Below are 17,798 nucleotides of genomic sequence, written 5' to 3' on the forward strand. Positions count from 1 at the left end.
GAGGTTTAGGCATTAAAGTACACACGGCTGCCGATATATCCGTTGGACATATCGTTGCCGATGTCGTCGACATATCCCCTCACCGTCTTCGAGGCGGCCATGATGTAATCGTTGAAGACCGGCAGGATCAGACCTCCGTCGTCTCGCACCATCAGAGCCAGTTGCCGATAAAGCGCTTTGCGTTTTGCCTCATCGAGTTCTGACCTTGCCTGCAGCACCATCTTGTCGAAGTCGGGGCGCTTGAAACGCGTGTCGTTCCACTCGGCGGTCGATAGATAGGAGGTGGAATAGCGCGAATCCTGTGTCGGACGGCCGCCCCAGAAAGAAGCACAGAATGGTTGGTTGTTCCAGACGTTGGTCCAGTAGCCGTCTTCCGGTTCGCGCTTCACGTCGATCGGGATTCCGGCCTTGCGCGCGCTTTGCTGGAACAGGATCGCCGCATCCACGGCGCCCGGGAAGGCTGCGTCGGAGGTGCGCAGCAGAACTGGACGGTCGAGACCCGATTTCTTGAAGTGGAAGGCGGCCTTATCGGGATCATACGGGCGCTGCTCGATATCGGTAGGCGCGAGAGCGTAGTTGGAATTGACCGGATAGTCGTTGCCGATCGTTCCATAGCCGGCGAGAACATTGTCCAGGATCGACTGGCGATCGACGGCATATTTCAGCGCGAGGCGAAGGTCGTTGTTGTCGAAGGGCGCCGTGTCGCAATGCATCAGAAAACTGTAAAAGCCCTTGCCGGCACTGCGCACGATATCGACATTCGGCGCGCGCTTCAGCATCGCGACCGTCTTCGGGTCGACATTGTTGACGAAATGGACCTGGCCGGAGGCAAGCGCAGCGATGCGGGCGGTATTGTCGTTGATGACGAGTATTTCCACGCTGTCGACAAAGCCACGATCGGCGCGCCAATCCTTCGGGTTCTTCTCAAAGGAAGCACGAACGCCGGGCTCGAAGTTCTTCAGAATGTAAGGACCGGTGCCGACTGCGGCTGCAGGCTTGTCGACGCCTCCCTTCGGCTGGATGATCAGGTGGTAGTCGGTGAGAAGCAGAGGCAGGTCTGCATTGCCTTCCGAAAGCGTCAGCACAAGGTCGCCCGCTTTTTCTTCGATACCGGTGATCGAGGCCATCAGGCCGAGAGCACCGGACTGCGAAGTCTTGTCCGCATGTCGCTTCAGCGTCGCGACGATATCGGCGACAGTCATCTTGCTGCCGTCGTGAAACCGCACGTCGCTCCTGATCTTGAAGGTCCAGACGGACGCGTCCGCCGATGGCGTCCAGGAGGTCGCGAGCGACGGCAGGGGCGCACCCGTCTTGGGATCGGATTCGACCAGTGTATCGCCCCAGAGGCGGCCAATGACGAACAGCACGGAGGCGCTATATGTTGCGGGATCGAGCGCGTCGCTGGTGGCACCGCCCTTAAGGCCGAGCTTCAGATGGCCACCACGTTTCGTTTCCTGAGCGCGAGCGTCACGCGGTATCAAGAGGCCCGAGGTCAGGCCCGGCAAGGCACCGAGGGCGACGGCACCGCCGAGAAAGCGGCGGCGGTCGATTTTCAGCTGCGAAGATTGATCCTTTTGATGCGTCACGACAGTTCCCTCTTTTTCATCTTGTAGGTGGGAACGTAAAGGCCCGGTCGGCTCACGCAATTTCGCGACTTGACGCAACTTTAAGCGAGTTTACGCTAGCTCGTTCCAAGACGGAGTTACGGATGCCTCACCTGGTCGAGAACCTCAAAATTGCCTGTGCAACGCAGCGTTCCATTTCGCATCTGTGCCGTGCAATCGATATCAACCGGCAACAATTCAACCGATATATCAACGGTCAGACGAGGCCTTCCCCCCACAATCTGGCTCGCATCGCCAACTATTTCGATCTTGATACAGACGATTTTGGCCTCGCCCCCAGGCTGTTTCGCGAGCGCCTTCGCAAATCCGTACTCGGCGCCAACGAAGGTTCTGAGCTTCTCAAAGCGTTTCCCGGAAACCTGACGGCGCTCAGGCGGCACATCGGCTATTTCCAGACCTATCATCGTTCGCCATCCTGGCCCGGAATGGTTGTCTGTTCGTGCAGCCGCGTTATCGAGCAGGGCGGGTTGGTGCACGTCAAGTCAATGGAGCGTCTTCGGGACCCTGGAAACGGAATTCAACAGTTTTCGAAATATGTGGGCCTTGCGGCCTTCTATCGGAACCGGATCTTCATTACGGAGCGTGTCGTGGGCCCGAACTCCATGTTGTCACAGACGATCCTCCTGCCATTCGATCAATATCAACGCGTCTATCTACGCGGAACGACAATGGGAATTTCATGGCGAAGGGAAAACCTCCCCTATGCTTCACGGATGATCTGGCGGCATGTTGGCGCGGAGCCAGACTTACGTGAACTTCTTGCGCGCTGTGGACCTCTGCCGCTATCGTCGCGTCAGCTGCCGCCGACGGTGCGCTCATTCCTCGCGGATCCGTCTGCAGAAGTATATGCGGTGCCGGCAGAGTATTGAGGACTTGTGTCCGGTTCGGCTGCTCGGTGTGGCCGTTAGATCTGGGAATGATTCGGTTGGCCGGTCAAAGCTCGAAGCCCCCAACCATCGCCAGCGCTCCTTCATAGAGGTCCGGCATAATCCCGTGGCGTTGGAATCCCCACCAATGTGTGCCAGTGCGGCCAAAACCTGGCTGTACTTCATCGGGGATGTACAGACCGCCTGCGGCATGAACGACGACGAGCCGGGGGCATGACTGCCGCGTTCGGGCCGCTTCTGGCGAATATCGGCCGTTTCGTAGGCGGCAACGTGGTAGATGCCGGATCGCGCCATGAGCAAGTCGCGCACGGTCGCCTCCTTTTCGGCCGCCATGAGGGCGGCCGGGCGCTTGTCGTGAATGCGAAGATCGGCAAGGTTGCTGGCGAGATTGATAAGGCCGTCCGAAACCTCGATCCTGTAAAGCGCACTCAGCAGGCTCTTGCGAACGGAGGCGACATTCACCTTCTGGGACACGTCGCCCCAACCTGTGAGTTCAACATCGTCCAACAGAGGTTCCATAAACACGCGTTATGTACTTTATTCCGTTCTATCAAGCACTTAACCATTTGGGCAAGGCGTCGACGGTTCTGATACCTTCAAGACCTCCATCATTGATTTTGGATTTAGAGCGAAAGGCTGGGAGTGCCCGACCAATCCAAGCAAGGTTTGCCGCTAGAAATGGCCACGATTTTAACTTTGATTGAGCATATCAAGCCGGTGCTGGTTGCACTTCGAACACAAAGCCAAAAAAAGATTGGGGTGCCGATGGCGGCACCCCAACTCTAACTCACATGGAAACTGATCCGATTAGTTACGTCGCTCTTTCTTCTGCGGCGTTCGGTCTCCACTTGATCAGCCGGCCTTCCAGAACATCGAGAATTCGGTCGATGATGAGCACGAACACGGCCAGGATGATGATGCCGGCAAACACTCCAACCGCGTCGAAGTTGCCTTCCGCCTGCGCGATCAGGTAACCGAGCCCTGCAGAGGAGCCGAGATATTCACCAATGATGGCGCCGACCACCGCGAAACCGACGGAGGTGCGAAGCGACGACAGGATCCAGCTTGCCGCTGCGGGGAAATAGACATGTCGCAACAGATCGGAACGGTTGGCTCCGAGGATCCTTGCGTTTGCGAGGACGACGGGATTGACCTCGCGAACGCCCTGCATGGCGTTGAAGAAGGTGATGAAGAAGACAAGCGTTACCGCGAGCGCTACCTTCGACCATAGGCCGAGACCAAGCCAAAGCACGAAAATGGGGGCAAGCACGACGCGCGGAATGGCGTTCAGGCCCTTGATGAAGGGGTCCAAAATCCGTGCCGCACTGCGGCTGAGACCGAGCCATACACCAGCTGCGACGCCAAGGCCCGTGCCGATGATGTAGCCGAGCACAGTCTCCGTCAGGGTGATTGACACATGACGATAGAAGCTGGGGTCAACAATCCAGCTGATCATCTGGTTGAAGATGTCGAGCGGGGCTGGAAAGAAGAAAACATCGATGAAGCCGGCGGTCACGCCAAGCTGCCAGCCGCCGAGGATAAAGATTAGCATCCCGAGCTGGATGATGCGTTCAGTCACGACGTTCATAGCTTTTCTCCACTTCGCCGCGCAGGGAGGCCCAGATATTTCGATACAGATCCATAAAGCGTGGATCGAGTTTAATTTCCGCGACGTCGCGGGGGCGCTCGAGTTCCACCGGGAAGCTTTCGATGACCCGTGAACGGGGGCCTGCTGCAAGAATTGCGACCCGGTCGCCGAGGGCTATTGCTTCTTCGAGGTCATGCGTGATCATTACGACAGCCCTGCGCTCTTCCTGCCACAGACGCAGGAGTTCGTTTTGCATGAGGTGCCTTGTATGGATATCGAGGGCCGAAAAGGGCTCGTCCATCAGGATGACTTTGGGGCCGGAGATTAGGGCCTGCGCCATCTGGACGCGCTTGCGCTGGCCGCCCGAAAGCTGATGCGGATAGCGATGCTCGAACCCTTTGAGCCCGACTTTCGCAAGCCAGTTCATAGAACGCTCACGCCGCTCTGCACTCGGCACACCTTTGAACAGCAGTCCCAGCTCGACATTCTCGATCGATGTCTTCCAGGGCAGCAGTGCGTCCTGCTGAAAGAGATAGCCGATATCGTTCTGGACGCCCTTAACCGGAGCTCCGTCGATCGCCACGGTGCCGCTGGCAGGCTTCAGAAGACCGGCAATGGCGTTGAGAACGGTACTTTTACCACAGCCTGTCGGTCCCACGATGGCGAGAAACTCGCCATCGGCAACTGTCAGGTTCACGTCCTGCACCGCGACATAGGAGCCGAATGACATCGTGACCGCGTCAATCGATACCATTGGCCTTTTGTTTAGCTCGCCCGACGGAACGGACATGGGTTTTACGACAGCCAAAGACATGGCCTCCTCCTAGGATCAGTTGGTGGTCTTATCCGTCACCTTGGCCACGAAAGCGTTCGTGTAGGTCCTGGAAAGATCGATTGTTGCGGCAGCAACCTTTTCGTTGAAGCTTTTGAGAACGGCCAACGGCGTCTGCGTGTCCGCCTCGTTGAATTTGCCGTCCACCGAGAAAATCGGCTTGGCATTCTGGACGGCCTTCACATAGGTGTCCCGGTCGCCGGAGATGAATTCTTTCGGCAGTTTTTCGACGATCTCTTCAGCGCTGTGCGTGTTCATCCATGCCAGTGCCTTGACGGTCGCGTTCGTGACTTTCTGGATGGTTTCCGGGTTCTCATCGATATAGGCCTGCGTCGCATAAAGGACGGAGGTCGGGTAGATCCCACCGTAGATCTCCGTGGCACCCTCGTCGCTACGGGCGTCGATCAAAATCTTGCCGACACCCTTGGCTTCGATAAAGGTTGCTGCCGGATCGTAGTTGACCAATAGATCAACCTTCCCTTGCTCGAGCGCCGCAACAGCAGCTGAACCGGAGCCGACCCCGATCAACGAGACGTCATCAGCCGATAGGCTGTGGCGCTGCAGATAATAGCGTACGAAGAAGTCTGAAGACGAGCCCGGCGCTGTGATACCGATTTTCGCGCCCTTGATCGTTTCAGGTTTGGCAGGATCGAACGCAGCGTTCTTTCCACCGGCAAGCACGAGCCCGGAATTGCGGGCCAGTTGCACGAAGGCGACAACAGCCTTGTTCTGCGACTGCATCTGGATGGTGTGGTCGTAGAAGCCGACGGCGATATCCGTGGAGCCGGCAACGAGCGCCTGCAGCGTCTTGGAACCGCCCGATGCGAAGTTTTCGACGGTCACCTCAAGACCTTCCTTCTCGTAGAGGCCCAGGCCAGCTGCGACTGGAAAGGGCAGGTTGTTGAGGTTGTAGGACCCGACGCTGATGCGGACGGGTTCCGCAATAGCCGAACCGGCGAAAGCGACCGTTGCCGCAAGTGCGAGCAATAGTTTACGCATGTGTATTCCTCCCTGATGCGTGGCGCCCTCCCGGCAACCACTTTCGATTATGCCGCGCAAACCATTTGCGCGATAGGTTTTGCAAAGACCTGGCCTTCGAAGAGGCGCCGGGCCGTACGCAGGATTCCAGCAACTGTCTTGCCATTGCTGATATCCAGTTTCACTTCCAAACGGCCGCTTGGATGTTCGAGAACGAGAACAACCGGTGGCTTGCGATCTCCGATCAGCCGCGAGGCGACGGTTCCGTCGCTGATGCAGGCAGTGGCTATGCCGACCGCACCGGTCGTTGCGAGAGATGGGTGGCACTGATGCGGCATGAAATAGCGCACGCCGAGATCGCCGCCGTTGTTGGGCCTGGAGATCAGAACCGGCTTTGGCGTGACCTGATTGCTGACGTCACCCATACCCATGCGTCGGCCGGCTTCGAGCCTCAGAGTTTCGAGCCGTTCGAGCAATGCGCCGTTGGTATTAAGCTCGGCTGCAGCTTCGTCGCCCGTCACGCCGAGGGCGGTGGCTTCCAGCAACATCATCGGCATAGCGCAGTCGATGCAGGTGACATCGATACCGTCAATGCTGTCGCGCGGGTTGCCGGTGGGAAAAAGCTTGCCTGTGCGTGCCCCGGCCGCGTCCATGAACGTCAGGGCGATCGGTGCTGCATTGCCGGGCACACCATCGATCGAAGCATCTCCCAAATAGGCGACACGGCCATCGGGGGTCGGAACCTCGGCTTCGATCAGTTTGCCGGTATTGACGTTGTGGATACGCACGCGGGTTACGCCGGTCGTCGATTTGACCAATCCGGCCTCGATCGCGAACGGCCCGACGGCTGCCAGCATGTTTCCGCAATTGGGAGAGGTATCGACGAACTGCTGATCGATGCGAACCTGGGCGAACAGATAGTCCACATCGGCATCCGGTACGGTTGCTGGACCAACGATGGCGACCTTGCTGGTGACCGGATTGCCACCGCCGATTCCATCGATTTGCAATGGGTGACCAGAGCCCATGACCGAAAGCAGGACCTGATCGCGTTGACGCGGATCCGATGGAAGATCGGATGCGAGAAAGAACGGTCCTTTGGAGGTGCCACCTCGCATCAGAACACAGGGAATGGACATCAGGTCGTTCATGGTTGTGCTCGCATGCTGATGTGTTTTAAATATCAATCAGCTTCTTTGTTGCAGTAAGCGGCAAAATGATTGATATGTGAAATGCGAATATCAGAGGGAATGATGCGTTATGAGCATTAATTGCGAGATACTGGATCTGCGCGCATTTCTCTCGGTCGTCGAACTGGAAAACTTCCACCGCTCTGCGGAAGCGCTCAATCTGTCCCAGCCGGCACTCAGCCGTCGGATTCAGAAGCTGGAGCTGGCAATCGGGGCGCCTTTGCTCGAGCGCACCACACGTCATGTCTCGGCAACCGCCCTTGGCGCGGAGCTGATCCCGTTGGTGCGGCGCATGCTCGAGGAGTTCGACACGTCGCTCTTTGCGGTGCGCGATGTCGGATCTCAGCGCAGCGGCCTTGTGACGATCGCATGTCTGCCAACGGCCGCTTTCTACTTTTTGCCGACCGTCATTAAGCAGTTCAGCGCCGAGTATCCGAGTATTCGTTTTCGCATTCTCGATTTGCCGGCCACCGACGGTCTGCAGGCAGTCGCCCGCGGCGAGGTGGAGTTTGGCATCAATATCATGGGCTTTTCAGATCCCGACCTCATCTTCGAGAGGCTCATCGAAGATCCATTCGTTCTGGCGGCACGCAAGGATCATCCGCTGGCAGCGAAGAGCGAACTCGAATGGGACGATCTGGCGCCCTATCAACTGATTACAGTTCACCGGTCCAGCGGCAACCGTACGCTTCTTGACGCCGCATTGGCGAAATCGAACTTGAAACTGCGTTGGTCCTACGAAGTCACACATCTTTCAACATCGCTTGGCTTGGTGGAGGCAGGGCTTGGAATTTCGGTTTTGCCGAAACTCGCTACACCTCAGGAAGACCACCCGTTCCTCGTCACGAGACCTATTCGCAATCCTGAAATCTCGCGAACGATCGGCATCGTGCGCCGTCGCGGTGGGACGCTTTCGCCGGCGGCAGAGCGCTTCATGACCATGTTGATTGGGACGTGGGCAGAAGGAAACTGAGTTGCAAACGGGTTTATGTTGACGAGAAGGCCACGCTCGGCGTACCGGTCGCCATCGTGAGAGCTATAAAAGAGCCCATGAAATGCCAATCATGGCGACGGAGACGGCTGCCAGGGTGGTATAGCCCGACGATGCGATCTCTGCTCCTGCAACGATTGGTCCGACGGCAAATCCCATCAGGTTTGCGGATCCAGCGACGGCAGCCCAGCGACCGCTCCGGTCTAGGGTGGCGGCCAGACCGAAGAGGTACGCCTGGGAAGCTTGACGCGCTAGCGCGGGCTCGGCAGGCACAACAGCAGGTCAATAAAGCCTTGCGCGCTGGCGCTGAACGGGAGCTTGAGCGCAAGCGCTACGCCGCGGCGCTGGCAGAACGCCAATTCAATCGCGTTGACCCTCATAATCGTCTGGTCGCCTCCGCGAGCGTCGATGGGAAGCAGCGTTGAGCGAACTTCGCGCTGCTGAAGATGCCGTTGCCCAACGTGCATCGCCTGAACCCGCCAAGCGCACTGGGTTTGGCAAAAACCTCAACAACAAGGTCGTTGCGTTATTCGATAGCCTTCCCCAAATCTGGGCCAACGATGCGACGACCGACGCTCATCGCAAGGCACTATTGCGGTGCCTCATCGAAAAAGTCGTCATTGACCGCGGTGAGCGCGACATTGCTTTGGCGAGGATCGTGTGGCGTGGCGGCGCCGTGACTGATCTCCGCGTCAAAATGAAAGTCAATTCTGTCGCCAAGCTCACACGCGGTGAAGAACTGCGCGCGCGTCTGCTGGAGCTCGCTCGGACGGGCATGCCTGACGATGAAATCGCTGAAATACTGACGCGCGAAGGACACCATTCACCCAATTGCGAGGACAAGGTCTTGCCGATCACGGTGCAACGTCTCCGCCTTGCAGCGGGATCAAGGCAAAGGCGCAGCGCAACAAGATGGACGCATGAACCTACTTTGCTCAGCGCCGTACAACTGGCCGCCAGGCTCGATATCCCCGTCAATTGGATATACGTCCAAATCAGGCGGAAGCGCCTGCTCATCGACCAACCGGAGCATGTTGTTCCAAAATTCCCCAGCGGTCGTCAACGCGGTTCGCGACCTTCGCAACCGCACCATTCATCACCTCGATCTGAGAATCATTCAGCCTCACCAGGAGGGGCATCAACATGCGTAGTCGAGCAGATAGCCGAGCTGCGCACGCGTAATCACCACCGTCCCGTCGGCCGCTGATGGCCAGATAAAGCGGCCGCGTTCTAGCTTCTTCATGCAGGCAGGCACCCTGGCCGTCGTGCAAAATAAGAACCCTTCGTTGACAGAATTGTCATGAGCGCGTTAAGGGTGCGATATAACTTGAGTACAAGAATCAAGTTTGCGACCCAATCTTCGTCAAACAAGACAACGAAAGGTAGCTGAAACCATGAAATTCAATTTGCTACCCCCGAATAAGTTGATTCCCACCGAGGAGACCGATTCACGCAGGGTCGATGAAGTTCATGGTCTCATTTCGACGGCCGGCTGCTGGACGGTCCCCATCATGGTGGAGAAGGACGCACTTTTCGTGATGGACGGCCATCACCGTTTGGAGGTCGCGCTCCGGCTTCAGCTGCGTGCCGTACCAGTCATTCTCCTCGACTACAGCAGCGTACGCGTCGAAGCCTGGAGGGCCGGTGAGACGATCGCGCCAGCCGACGTTTACGACATGGCCCGCAGCCGACGAAAATTTCCGATCAAGACCACCCGACACATTGTTTTGGACGATCTCCCGGCGTGCGATGTGAGCCTTGATGATCTTCGACAGTGGTACGAGCCTCTGCGTGGTTCTGAGAGGCTCGCCGGATGACGTCCCACATCATCCCAATCGCGGGGGCGCACTTGTCTCCGATTCTGTCTCCTCTTGCTGCTCACATATTGACCGAGGGCGCGCCGCTCCTGCACAAATGGATCGAAGAGTACGGGTCTCCGCTTCACCTCGTGCTTCCGTCGGAACTCACTGCAAATGTCGAAGCCCTGCGCCACGTTCTCGACGATCGGGGCGTTGGGCACGCGATCTATTATGGGTCGAAAGTCAATAAATCTTCAGCCCTTCTGCAAGCCGCACTCGGGGCGGGCGCAGGAATCGACGTGTCGAGTGTTTACGAGCTTCGTGATGCTGTGCACCTTGGGGCTCGCGGTGACGATATCGTGGCGACCGGTCCCGCAAAGACGGCGCGATTTCACGACGAGCTGGTCCGCATCAGGGCTCTTGTCTCGGTTGATAGCCCGGAGGAGCTCGCCGACATATCGAGGCGGCTGCCGGCAAATGGCGCAAAGCAGCCTGTCCTCTTGCGACTGCAGCCGAAAGGACATGAGAAGAGCCGTTTTGGCATGGCTGCCGACACGGTACGAGCGTGCCTTTCGCGCATCGTTGGCGATGATCGTCTCCGGTTCGACGGCATACATTTCCATTTGAGCGGATACCGCTTTCAAGATCGGTCGGTCGCGTTTGAGGAGGCCGCCAAGCTGATGGAGGAAGCACGCGCAATCGGATTGTCTCCAACAATGATCGATATCGGCGGCGGACTGCCGGCACAATATGTGTCTGAGGCGGCATGGGGAGAACATCTGCAGCGCCAAAGCGCCGACGATTACCGGACGGGTAAAGTTCCGGCTTCCTTTTATCCCTATGGCGGTCCGCTATCGGCGGCGGCGTGGCTTCGTCGCTTTTTGAACGCATTGCTCTCATCGGGCCAGACAATTGAAGACTATTTCAGAGAGCACAAACTAACGCTCGCGATGGAGCCGGGGCGCGCCCTTGTCGACCAGGCGGCGATTTCAGCTTTCCGTATCACACGCGTGAAGGATCTCGGCGGCGGAAATGGCGTGATCTTCGTCGAAGGCAGCAGTTTCAGCGCCTGCGAGACCTGGTTTGCTTCCGAATTCATGGTGGATCCCATCCTGCTACCCCGGAACGACCGGGCTCCCCCGGGTGAGGCTTTCCGGGCCTACATTGCCGGTCACAGCTGCCTTGACGAAGACGTCCTGAGCAATCGCTGGCTTGGCTTTCCCCATGTTCCCGAGGCCGGAGACGTTCTCGTCTGGGCCAATACAGGCGGCTATCAGATGGATCTGCTGGAAAATGAGTTCCATCGGCACCCGATGCCCAAGCGGTTATGCGTCACAAAGAGCGCAGCCGGCGAACTATCGATCTATCCCGACAACTAGGAGAGAACACCATGCTTCCTACGACTGTGACCCAATTGATTGGGCGCACCCCGGTCATGTCGATCGAGATCCCAAGCCGAAATTCCAGACTGGTGTTGAAGATAGAAAAGAACAATCCCGGCGGTTCGATGAAGGATCGCATGGCGCGCAGCATGGTCGTGGCGGCCTTGCAGGATGGCCGGCTTGCTCCGGGAGGCACGATCGTCGAATCGTCTTCGGGAAACACCGGTATCGGCCTGGCGCTGGCGGCGGTCGAGTTCGGATTGAATTTCATTGCCGTCGTGGATCATCATGCTGCGCCGGACAAAATCCGCATGATGCGAGCGATCGGCGCCGATATCCGCTACGTCGAAGGGGATTTCAGGGAGGATGAAGTCGCCGTGGTCGCCAGACAGAGACTGGCAGCGCAACTCGGCACGCAGCTGCCAGGCGCCATGTTCATGAACCAGTCCGACAATCCGGCCAATCCCGAGGGATATGCGGGTTATGTTGATGAACTGATGGAGCAACTTCCCGACGGCATCGATGCATTCGTGGGATGCGTGGGCACCGGGGGCTCGATGACCGGCATCTCGCAGCGGCTCAAGAAGCGTTTTCCCACGATCCGCACGATCGCCGTGGAGCCTGCGGGCTCCATCGTGTTCGGACAACCGGGACATCCCTATTACCAGTCTGGAACCGGCACGCCGGCCGGCGACGACGTCGGCAAGGTCCTCGACTATAGCTGCATTGACGAGGGCGTACAGGTTACGGATGCGCAGGCTTTCGAAACGGCGCGTTATATTGCCCGTCACAAGGCGCTGCTCGTTGGCGGATCGACAGGCGGGGCGATCTACAAGGCTCTCGAATTCATCGCTTCCGGTAAGTTGCAGGGTACCGTCGTGACGACCGTAGCCGACGGAGGGGAGAAATATCTCGGTTCGGTGTTCGACGATGACTGGATGGCAAAGCGCGACTTGTTCGACCCGTCCATTGCCGTCCAGCTCGATGCCTGGCTTTTCGGACAGGCACGCGCGGCATGAAGGTTACAATATGCGGGGCCGGACGAACCGGCCATCTAAATGCTGTCCTGTTCAAACAGCGCGACGGTGTGGAAGTGTCCGTTCTGACATCATCGGCACAGCTTGCTGGGAAATGGTCGAATGGAGAGCAGAGCTGGCGGGCGACTTTGTCCGATGGCAGCGTTCTGGCGGGACAGATTGATCATGTCGGCATCGATGCCAGCACCGCGCTTGCCGGTACGGATCTGGTCGTTGTGACGCAACCCGCCCACGCGCGTCCAGCGCTGTTGCGGCAGGTAGCCCCCCATCTGCCGGACGATAAACGGGTCTTCGTGGGAGCCATTCCGGGGTTTTGTGGGTTTGACTGGCTTGCCGAGGCTGCCTTCGGCGGTCGCGAGAATGTCATGATCTGGGGGATGAAGGACGTGCCCCATACTGCTTATAATCTTATTGCGGGCAGCCAAGTGCGCATGGGTGGCGCGAAGGCTCAACTCTATGCGGCGCTTCATCGTCGCGAGGCTAGAGCTGCGAAAGAAGAGTTGTCGGATTTGCTCGGCCGGCTGTACGAAGCGCCGATCAGCATCCTCGAAGACTATCTCGAGATCACGCTGACCCCAGGCAATGCTTTGATGCATCCGGCTGTGCTCTACGGGCTTGTCGGCCCCGGTGCCCCATGGGAGGAACGCCCCTTTGATGAGCCAATCTGCTGGTGGAGCGATTGCCCGCGCACCGGCGCGGAAATGCTGGAAGCGTGTGATGCCGAAAATCAGGCGCTCAAGCACGCCGCCGAAAGGCGGCTCAAGGTCAATCTTGCAAGCGTAAAGCCGCTCAAGCAAGAGTTGATCGAGGCTTATGGCGACCAAATCGGCGATGACAGCACGATGTATTCCCTGTTGAGAACCAACAGCGCCTATGCCGGAATCCGTGCGCCCCTCGTTGCCAATCCGGATGGACCGGGTCTGGTGATCGACCGGGAAAGCCGTGCCTTTCATGAAGACATCGCTTTCGGTCAGGCCCTGCTTCTTCAAATGGCCAAGCGGCTGGATGTGCCGGTGCCCACTATCGAAACGACTTATCATTGGGCGCGGGCCTATCACGGCAATCTGCCCCAACCTCCTCTGAATTTTGTTCCGATGAAATGGGCTGAGGCAATCGGATGAATGAAAATATCGTCAATTCCTACGCAGGGGGAAGAGATGGGCTCGACCCGCTGCTTCACCAACAGGCATCGCACAACGCCCTAGCGCGCCTTGTGCGATGCCTCCTCGCCGAACGTATTCTCAATCCCGACGCCTTGCTTTGGTCAGCAGATGGGACCCAGGCATGGCTTCCCTTGTGGTCTGCCAGAAAGGTACTCCATTTCGCAGACCTGCGCCGTTTGCCAGCCAATACGATGTTGAATAGCGGCGCGATCGAAATCATCGATGACAGGGGCAGGCGGCGAAGGCTGGAAGCGCCAGCCGATCTGGTCGCCGAGAGTTCATCGGACTGGTCGGTCGAACCCGCCTCGGATGGGATTTCGCGTCTGCTCGCCGATATCGAAAACAGCATGCAGAACGACGCGCTGATCCGTCGTCACCGCCGGGAATGGACTGCGTCGCTGAACCGGGAATTAGCGGCTGGCGGCAACACGGGCCTCATTGCCCATCTTCGGCATACCCGCCCTGTACACCAGGCAGCCATGATGCTGGACCAGTGGGGGGCCTTGGAAGGACATCCTTTTTACCCGACCTGGAAGTCGAAGCCAGGCCTCACGGCGCAGGAGGTCGAGGCCTTGTCGCCGGAATTCGGCGCGCGCGTCAATCTACGCATAGCTGCTCTGCGGCAGGATTGGGCCTATGTGGAGGCGATGCCCCATGTGGACAGCTACAACGGCTGGTTCCACGACAATTACCCCGAGCTCTGGGACGCCTGGGTCAAGGCTTTGACGGAAAGGGGGCAAACACCTGCCGACTGGCTGCCCTTGCCGATTCATTCCTGGCATCTGGATCACTTTGTCCACCGGGAATTTGCCGACGAGATCGCTTCCGGCGTGCTTCTGGTCGATGGACCGGAGATTGCCACAATCCCCTCCATGTCCTTTCGCACGATGCTGCCGGACCTCGAAGAAGCAAGGCCGTTTATCAAATTGCCGGTCGCCATCTGGATGACGAGCGAAATGCGGACCTTGCAGGCGAAGTCCATTCACATGGGGCCGAGGCTCAGCACCCTGATCTCCGATATTCTCGCTGCAGATCAAGTCCTTGGCAGCGAACTGGAGTTCTTCCGCGAAGAGTTGGGTGCGATCCTCCATCATCCCGACACAGGCGATGAACATCCCGGCCGTTTCCTCTCGGTCGTCTATCGCGAAGTGGACGCCATCTCGCGCAAAGATGGGTTGATGCCCGTCACGGTGGCCGCCTTGTTGGCCGCAAGTCCCGTCGACGGCCGACCGCTGATCTGCGAACTGGTCGCACGCTTGGGCGATGATCGGCCAGCGGCCGCAGAGTTTTTTCGCAATTATGTCGAGGTCGTTCTTAGGCCAACGATCGCCATGTATCTTTTATATGGCATCGCCTTCGAAGCTCACCAGCAGAACAGTACCGTACTCTTGGATCCGTCAGGACGCCCGCAGCGGTTGCTCATTCGCGACTTCGGTGATGGCCGGAGCTTCGCCCCGCTGTTCGAGGCGCGAGGATATTCGCTAAAGCCATTCAGCCGCGCGGGGATCTTGCCGACCACCTTCAATGACGACATCGCTCTTGTTCGGTCGTTCGTTATCGATGCGTGCTTCGTTTGCCACCTTCACGAAGTGGCGCTTTGCCTGAACGAACACTTCGGCCTCAGCGAGGCATGGTCGATCCTGAGGCAGAAGACTGAAGAAGCGTTTGATCGGGTACGACCCCGCGTTCTGTCCGACGAACTTTGGCTGGAAGAGCGAAAGGCGTTTCTCGATCGCCCCTGGCCGACCCGTTCTGTCTTGCGTATGCATCTTGAGCGATATCGCAATTATCGTCTGGAGCATGAACTGCCAAACCCGCTGACTGAGACGCCATGACGGGGACTATTGCGGTTGTCCGAGGCTTCGGGCCGGTCTTCGCTATTCTCTTTGGCCTGCAGTTCATCTCCATGGGGGCCATGGAGATGAGCGGCCCATTCTGGCCATTGCGCATCGAGGAATTGTCGTCCTCTGGCGGCATATTCGCGTTGGCCGGAATCGGGGTCTATGTGTGCCCGATGGTTGGGGTGTCTCTTACAAGCGCGCTGTGGGGACGGATGGGTGACCGCTACGGCAACCGCCTGATGATGGTCAGAGCGCTTGCCGGCCTTGCGCTCACCCAGATCCTCGTTTCCTTCGCTCAGGATGTCTGGATGATCCTGCTCCTGCGGTTTCTGCAGGGATGTTGCGCTGGCTATATCGCCCCGGCCCAGGCCTATGGCATCCAGATTACAGGCGGCCGTAACCGAGGGGTGCTTCTGACCTGGCTTCAGGTGGCGACCAATGTCGGTTCGCTTGGTGGAGCATTTCTCGGCGGACTCATCTTGGACGCCTCGTCCTTTGCGACGATCAACCTGACGGCCGGTTTCATCTGTGCTGTGTGCGCCGTCGCTGCCTGGGCGATCTTGCCTCGGCCTGCGGCAGAAACGAGCGGAGACGGTGGAGGCCAGGTTCGCCAAAATCAAGCATTCAAGGGGCAAGCTACCGCACCTGTCTGGGGCCTATTGGCACTGACGGGAATGATGCTTGCCAGCCGAATGGTCTTGCAGGTGCCATTCGCGCTGTACATGGCAGAGGTCTTTCGAGCTCCTCATTGGGTCACTGGCTTCAGCTATGGCCTTCTGGCGCTCGGCTTTGTCGTGGCGGCTCCGCTCTGGGCGCAATTTTTCAACGACCGTTCGGCAAGTTACATCCTTGGTTGGATGATCCTAATTGCCGGTGGATGCGCCTTGCTTACCATTCTTGCCGGCCTGACCCGTTCCGTCGAATATTTCTCTCTGATTTATCTGTTCTGGGGCGGTCTATTGGGCGGTACGACACCCATCCTCGTGGCCCTCATGTCCGCGGCCACGGCTGATGGTCGTCAGGGTTCGGTGCTCGGCACTGCCCAGTCCTGGCAGCAGATTGCATCTGTGGCAGGGATAGCCACCGGAGCGGGCACTACCCAGATATTTGGACTTACAAGCGTTTTCCCTCTCGCGTCGCTGCTTTATGCGGCATCCCTCTTTACTGCCGTCGGCCTGTGGTTCCTTGCACGCTCGCGCCTACCTATTGGAGATTCCTTGTGACATGCCTTCGTCTCTACGCGTTTGCGATAATCCTGTTGTTGACGCCATTTGCTGCTCTTTCTGCTCGCGCCGAAAATGATGCGATTGCGCAAACGACTGTTACCGTCAAGGATATTGCCGGGCGGGATGTGCAAGTTAAGGTGCCCGTCTCCCGGATGCTGCTCGGAGAAGGCAGGCAACTCTATCTGGTCGCGTCGCTCGACAGAGAAGATCCGCTGCAACGCGTCGTCGCATGGCGCAACGATCTGATCGAAGCCGATCCCGCGACCTACAAGCAATATCTCGACAAATTCCCCGCGCTTGCGAAATTGCCGACCTTCAGGGGAAATGAAGGAAGTCTGATCGATATCGAATCCGCGATCGTAAAGAAACCCGACGTAGTTCTCCTCAACCTCGAAGCCAAACAGGCCAATGAAGACGCCCAGTATATCGAGAAACTCGCATCCCTTGACATACCAGTCCTCTATATCGATTTCAGGCACTATCCGCTTCAGAACACGGACCCCACCATCCGCCTGCTCGGCAAGATCATGGGGCGCGAGCAGCGAGCCGAAGACGTCATCGCATTCCGCAAACAGGCGATCGCTCGGGTCGAGGACGTGGTTGCAAAGACAAAGCCGGACCGCCCGAAGGTTTTCATAGAGCGCATCGGCGGATACACGGAGGACTGCTGCCTTTCATTCGGCGCTGAGAATTTCGGCAAGTATGTCGATCTGGCCGGCGGACACAATATTGGCAGTGATTTTCTGCCTTCGACATTCGGACAGCTGAGTCCCGAACAGGTGGTCGTCTCCAATCCCGATCATGTCATTGTCACCAGCGCCGATTGGCAGGCCTATGTGCCTGGCGGCCGCTGGATTCCGGTCGGCCCGAATGCAAACCTGGATGCTTCGCGGAAGAAGCTCGAGTGGTATACGATGCGGGATGCCTATGCCGGAACAACGGCGCAGACGAAGCGCAATTTCCACGCCATCTGGCACCAGTTTTACAACAGCCCCTATGAATTTATCGCAGTCCAATGGATCGCAAAGTGGCTCCATCCCGATCTCTTCACCAATCTCGACCCGGACAAGACGTTTGCTGAATATCACAAGCGCTTTCTGCCGATCGCCTATCAGCCCGGCTACGCCGTCAGCTTGGATGCCCAAGAACAATGACCGAGACCCAGTCAGCCATGGGCCACGCTAATGCGGTCGACCGCTAGCGACTGGCAAATCTCCGAAAACATCTTGTGCTTTGCCTGCTGCTTGCAGCGGCAGTCC

General features: G+C 58.1%; 17 protein-coding genes. 9 read left to right on the forward strand and 8 right to left on the reverse strand.

Features of this window, described 5'->3' with window-relative positions:
- Window positions 1-5: 5 nt before the first annotated feature.
- Window positions 6-1,586: an ABC transporter substrate-binding protein gene (locus EV130_RS01960; protein WP_132659074.1), complete on the reverse strand. Its 1,581-nt coding sequence runs from the start codon at window positions 1,584-1,586 to the stop codon at window positions 6-8.
- Window positions 1,587-1,708: 122 nt separating this feature from the next.
- Between EV130_RS01960 and EV130_RS01965 the strand changes: the two genes are divergently transcribed.
- Window positions 1,709-2,494 carry a helix-turn-helix domain-containing protein gene (locus tag EV130_RS01965; RefSeq protein ID WP_132659076.1) on the forward strand — a complete coding sequence of 262 codons (786 nt, stop codon included), beginning with the start codon at window positions 1,709-1,711 and terminating at the stop codon, window positions 2,492-2,494.
- Here the strand turns inward: EV130_RS01965 and EV130_RS33110 are convergent.
- The 5 genes from EV130_RS33110 to EV130_RS01995 all read right to left on the reverse strand — a co-directional run bounded on the left by EV130_RS33110 (window position 2,441) and on the right by EV130_RS01995 (window position 7,061).
- A complete protein-coding gene (locus EV130_RS33110) occupies window positions 2,441-3,019 on the reverse strand; it encodes a hypothetical protein (RefSeq protein WP_245520018.1) in 579 nt (192 codons plus the stop codon). The two genes, EV130_RS01965 and EV130_RS33110, sit on opposite strands and share 54 nt — an antisense overlap.
- Before the next feature lie 304 nt (window positions 3,020-3,323).
- Window positions 3,324-4,100 (reverse strand): ABC transporter permease, encoded by a 777-nt coding sequence (locus tag EV130_RS01980; RefSeq protein WP_074063831.1) that lies wholly within the window; start codon window positions 4,098-4,100, stop codon window positions 3,324-3,326.
- Window positions 4,084-4,914 (reverse strand): ABC transporter ATP-binding protein, encoded by an 831-nt coding sequence (locus EV130_RS01985; RefSeq protein ID WP_132659078.1) that lies wholly within the window; start codon window positions 4,912-4,914, stop codon window positions 4,084-4,086. Before EV130_RS01985 ends, EV130_RS01980 begins: the two co-directional genes overlap by 17 nt.
- Before the next feature lie 15 nt (window positions 4,915-4,929).
- Window positions 4,930-5,931, reverse strand: a complete 1,002-nt coding sequence (locus tag EV130_RS01990) for an ABC transporter substrate-binding protein (protein ID WP_132659080.1) — start codon at window positions 5,929-5,931, stop codon at window positions 4,930-4,932.
- A gap of 47 nt (window positions 5,932-5,978) precedes the next feature.
- The gene (locus tag EV130_RS01995; RefSeq protein ID WP_132659082.1) at window positions 5,979-7,061 is read right to left on the reverse strand and encodes a 4-oxalomesaconate tautomerase; all 1,083 of its coding nucleotides are present in this window, start codon (window positions 7,059-7,061) and stop codon (window positions 5,979-5,981) included.
- A gap of 109 nt (window positions 7,062-7,170) precedes the next feature.
- Between EV130_RS01995 and EV130_RS02000 the strand changes: the two genes are divergently transcribed.
- Window positions 7,171-8,073 (forward strand): LysR family transcriptional regulator, encoded by a 903-nt coding sequence (locus EV130_RS02000; protein ID WP_132659084.1) that lies wholly within the window; start codon window positions 7,171-7,173, stop codon window positions 8,071-8,073.
- Window positions 8,074-8,680: 607 nt separating this feature from the next.
- Here EV130_RS02000 and EV130_RS34370 read toward each other — a convergent pair.
- Window positions 8,681-8,914, reverse strand: a complete 234-nt coding sequence (locus EV130_RS34370) for a hypothetical protein (RefSeq protein ID WP_155774538.1) — start codon at window positions 8,912-8,914, stop codon at window positions 8,681-8,683.
- A 315-nt stretch (window positions 8,915-9,229) separates the two neighbouring features.
- On the reverse strand, window positions 9,230-9,334 hold the full coding sequence (locus EV130_RS34375) for a transposase (protein ID WP_165918474.1): 105 nt from the start codon (window positions 9,332-9,334) through the stop codon (window positions 9,230-9,232).
- A 151-nt stretch (window positions 9,335-9,485) separates the two neighbouring features.
- On the opposite strand from EV130_RS34375, the gene EV130_RS02010 reads away from it, so the two are divergent.
- Genes EV130_RS02010 through EV130_RS02040 form a run of 7 tightly spaced genes read left to right on the forward strand, consistent with a single transcriptional unit; the run spans window position 9,486 to window position 17,693 of the window.
- The gene (locus EV130_RS02010) at window positions 9,486-9,908 is read left to right on the forward strand and encodes a ParB N-terminal domain-containing protein (RefSeq protein WP_132659086.1); all 423 of its coding nucleotides are present in this window, start codon (window positions 9,486-9,488) and stop codon (window positions 9,906-9,908) included.
- On the forward strand, window positions 9,905-11,269 hold the full coding sequence (locus EV130_RS02015) for a Y4yA family PLP-dependent enzyme (protein ID WP_132659088.1): 1,365 nt from the start codon (window positions 9,905-9,907) through the stop codon (window positions 11,267-11,269). The genes EV130_RS02010 and EV130_RS02015 overlap by 4 nt, the downstream gene beginning before the upstream one ends.
- An 11-nt stretch (window positions 11,270-11,280) precedes the next feature.
- Window positions 11,281-12,291, forward strand: coding sequence for a cysteine synthase family protein (locus EV130_RS02020; RefSeq protein ID WP_132659090.1), 1,011 nt, complete (start codon window positions 11,281-11,283; stop codon window positions 12,289-12,291).
- A complete protein-coding gene (locus EV130_RS02025) occupies window positions 12,288-13,430 on the forward strand; it encodes an NAD/NADP octopine/nopaline dehydrogenase family protein (RefSeq protein ID WP_132659092.1) in 1,143 nt (380 codons plus the stop codon). The genes EV130_RS02020 and EV130_RS02025 overlap by 4 nt, the downstream gene beginning before the upstream one ends.
- Entirely contained in the window at window positions 13,427-15,307 is a 1,881-nt protein-coding gene (locus EV130_RS02030; RefSeq protein WP_132659094.1) for an IucA/IucC family protein, read from the forward strand. Before EV130_RS02025 ends, EV130_RS02030 begins: the two co-directional genes overlap by 4 nt.
- Window positions 15,304-16,536, forward strand: a complete 1,233-nt coding sequence (locus tag EV130_RS02035; RefSeq protein ID WP_132659096.1) for an MFS transporter — start codon at window positions 15,304-15,306, stop codon at window positions 16,534-16,536. Before EV130_RS02030 ends, EV130_RS02035 begins: the two co-directional genes overlap by 4 nt.
- Window positions 16,533-17,693: an ABC transporter substrate-binding protein gene (locus EV130_RS02040; RefSeq protein WP_132659098.1), complete on the forward strand. Its 1,161-nt coding sequence runs from the start codon at window positions 16,533-16,535 to the stop codon at window positions 17,691-17,693. Before EV130_RS02035 ends, EV130_RS02040 begins: the two co-directional genes overlap by 4 nt.
- Window positions 17,694-17,798 lie beyond the last annotated feature (105 nt).

This window comes from Rhizobium azibense, from assembly GCF_004342325.1.
Taxonomy (GTDB): Bacteria; Pseudomonadota; Alphaproteobacteria; order Rhizobiales; family Rhizobiaceae; genus Rhizobium; species Rhizobium etli_B.

What these genes read in the sequence shown, in the direction of transcription:
- EV130_RS02020 (WP_132659090.1), top strand. Translation starts at nt 11,281, where the DNA reads ATGCTTCCTACGACTGTGACCCAATTGATTGGGCGCACCCCGGTCATG.
- EV130_RS02015 (WP_132659088.1), top strand. Translation starts at nt 9,905, where the DNA reads ATGACGTCCCACATCATCCCAATCGCGGGGGCGCACTTGTCTCCGATT.
- EV130_RS01965 (WP_132659076.1), top strand. Translation starts at nt 1,709, where the DNA reads ATGCCTCACCTGGTCGAGAACCTCAAAATTGCCTGTGCAACGCAGCGT.
- EV130_RS02030 (WP_132659094.1), top strand. Translation starts at nt 13,427, where the DNA reads ATGAATGAAAATATCGTCAATTCCTACGCAGGGGGAAGAGATGGGCTC.
- EV130_RS02035 (WP_132659096.1), top strand. Translation starts at nt 15,304, where the DNA reads ATGACGGGGACTATTGCGGTTGTCCGAGGCTTCGGGCCGGTCTTCGCT.
- EV130_RS01980 (WP_074063831.1), bottom strand. Translation starts at nt 4,100, where the DNA reads ATGAACGTCGTGACTGAACGCATCATCCAGCTCGGGATGCTAATCTTT.
- EV130_RS02025 (WP_132659092.1), top strand. Translation starts at nt 12,288, where the DNA reads ATGAAGGTTACAATATGCGGGGCCGGACGAACCGGCCATCTAAATGCT.
- EV130_RS34375 (WP_165918474.1), bottom strand. Translation starts at nt 9,334, where the DNA reads ATGAAGAAGCTAGAACGCGGCCGCTTTATCTGGCCATCAGCGGCCGAC.
- EV130_RS01995 (WP_132659082.1), bottom strand. Translation starts at nt 7,061, where the DNA reads ATGAACGACCTGATGTCCATTCCCTGTGTTCTGATGCGAGGTGGCACC.
- EV130_RS34370 (WP_155774538.1), bottom strand. Translation starts at nt 8,914, where the DNA reads ATGGTGTCCTTCGCGCGTCAGTATTTCAGCGATTTCATCGTCAGGCAT.
- EV130_RS01990 (WP_132659080.1), bottom strand. Translation starts at nt 5,931, where the DNA reads ATGCGTAAACTATTGCTCGCACTTGCGGCAACGGTCGCTTTCGCCGGT.
- EV130_RS02000 (WP_132659084.1), top strand. Translation starts at nt 7,171, where the DNA reads ATGAGCATTAATTGCGAGATACTGGATCTGCGCGCATTTCTCTCGGTC.
- EV130_RS02010 (WP_132659086.1), top strand. Translation starts at nt 9,486, where the DNA reads ATGAAATTCAATTTGCTACCCCCGAATAAGTTGATTCCCACCGAGGAG.
- EV130_RS01985 (WP_132659078.1), bottom strand. Translation starts at nt 4,914, where the DNA reads ATGTCTTTGGCTGTCGTAAAACCCATGTCCGTTCCGTCGGGCGAGCTA.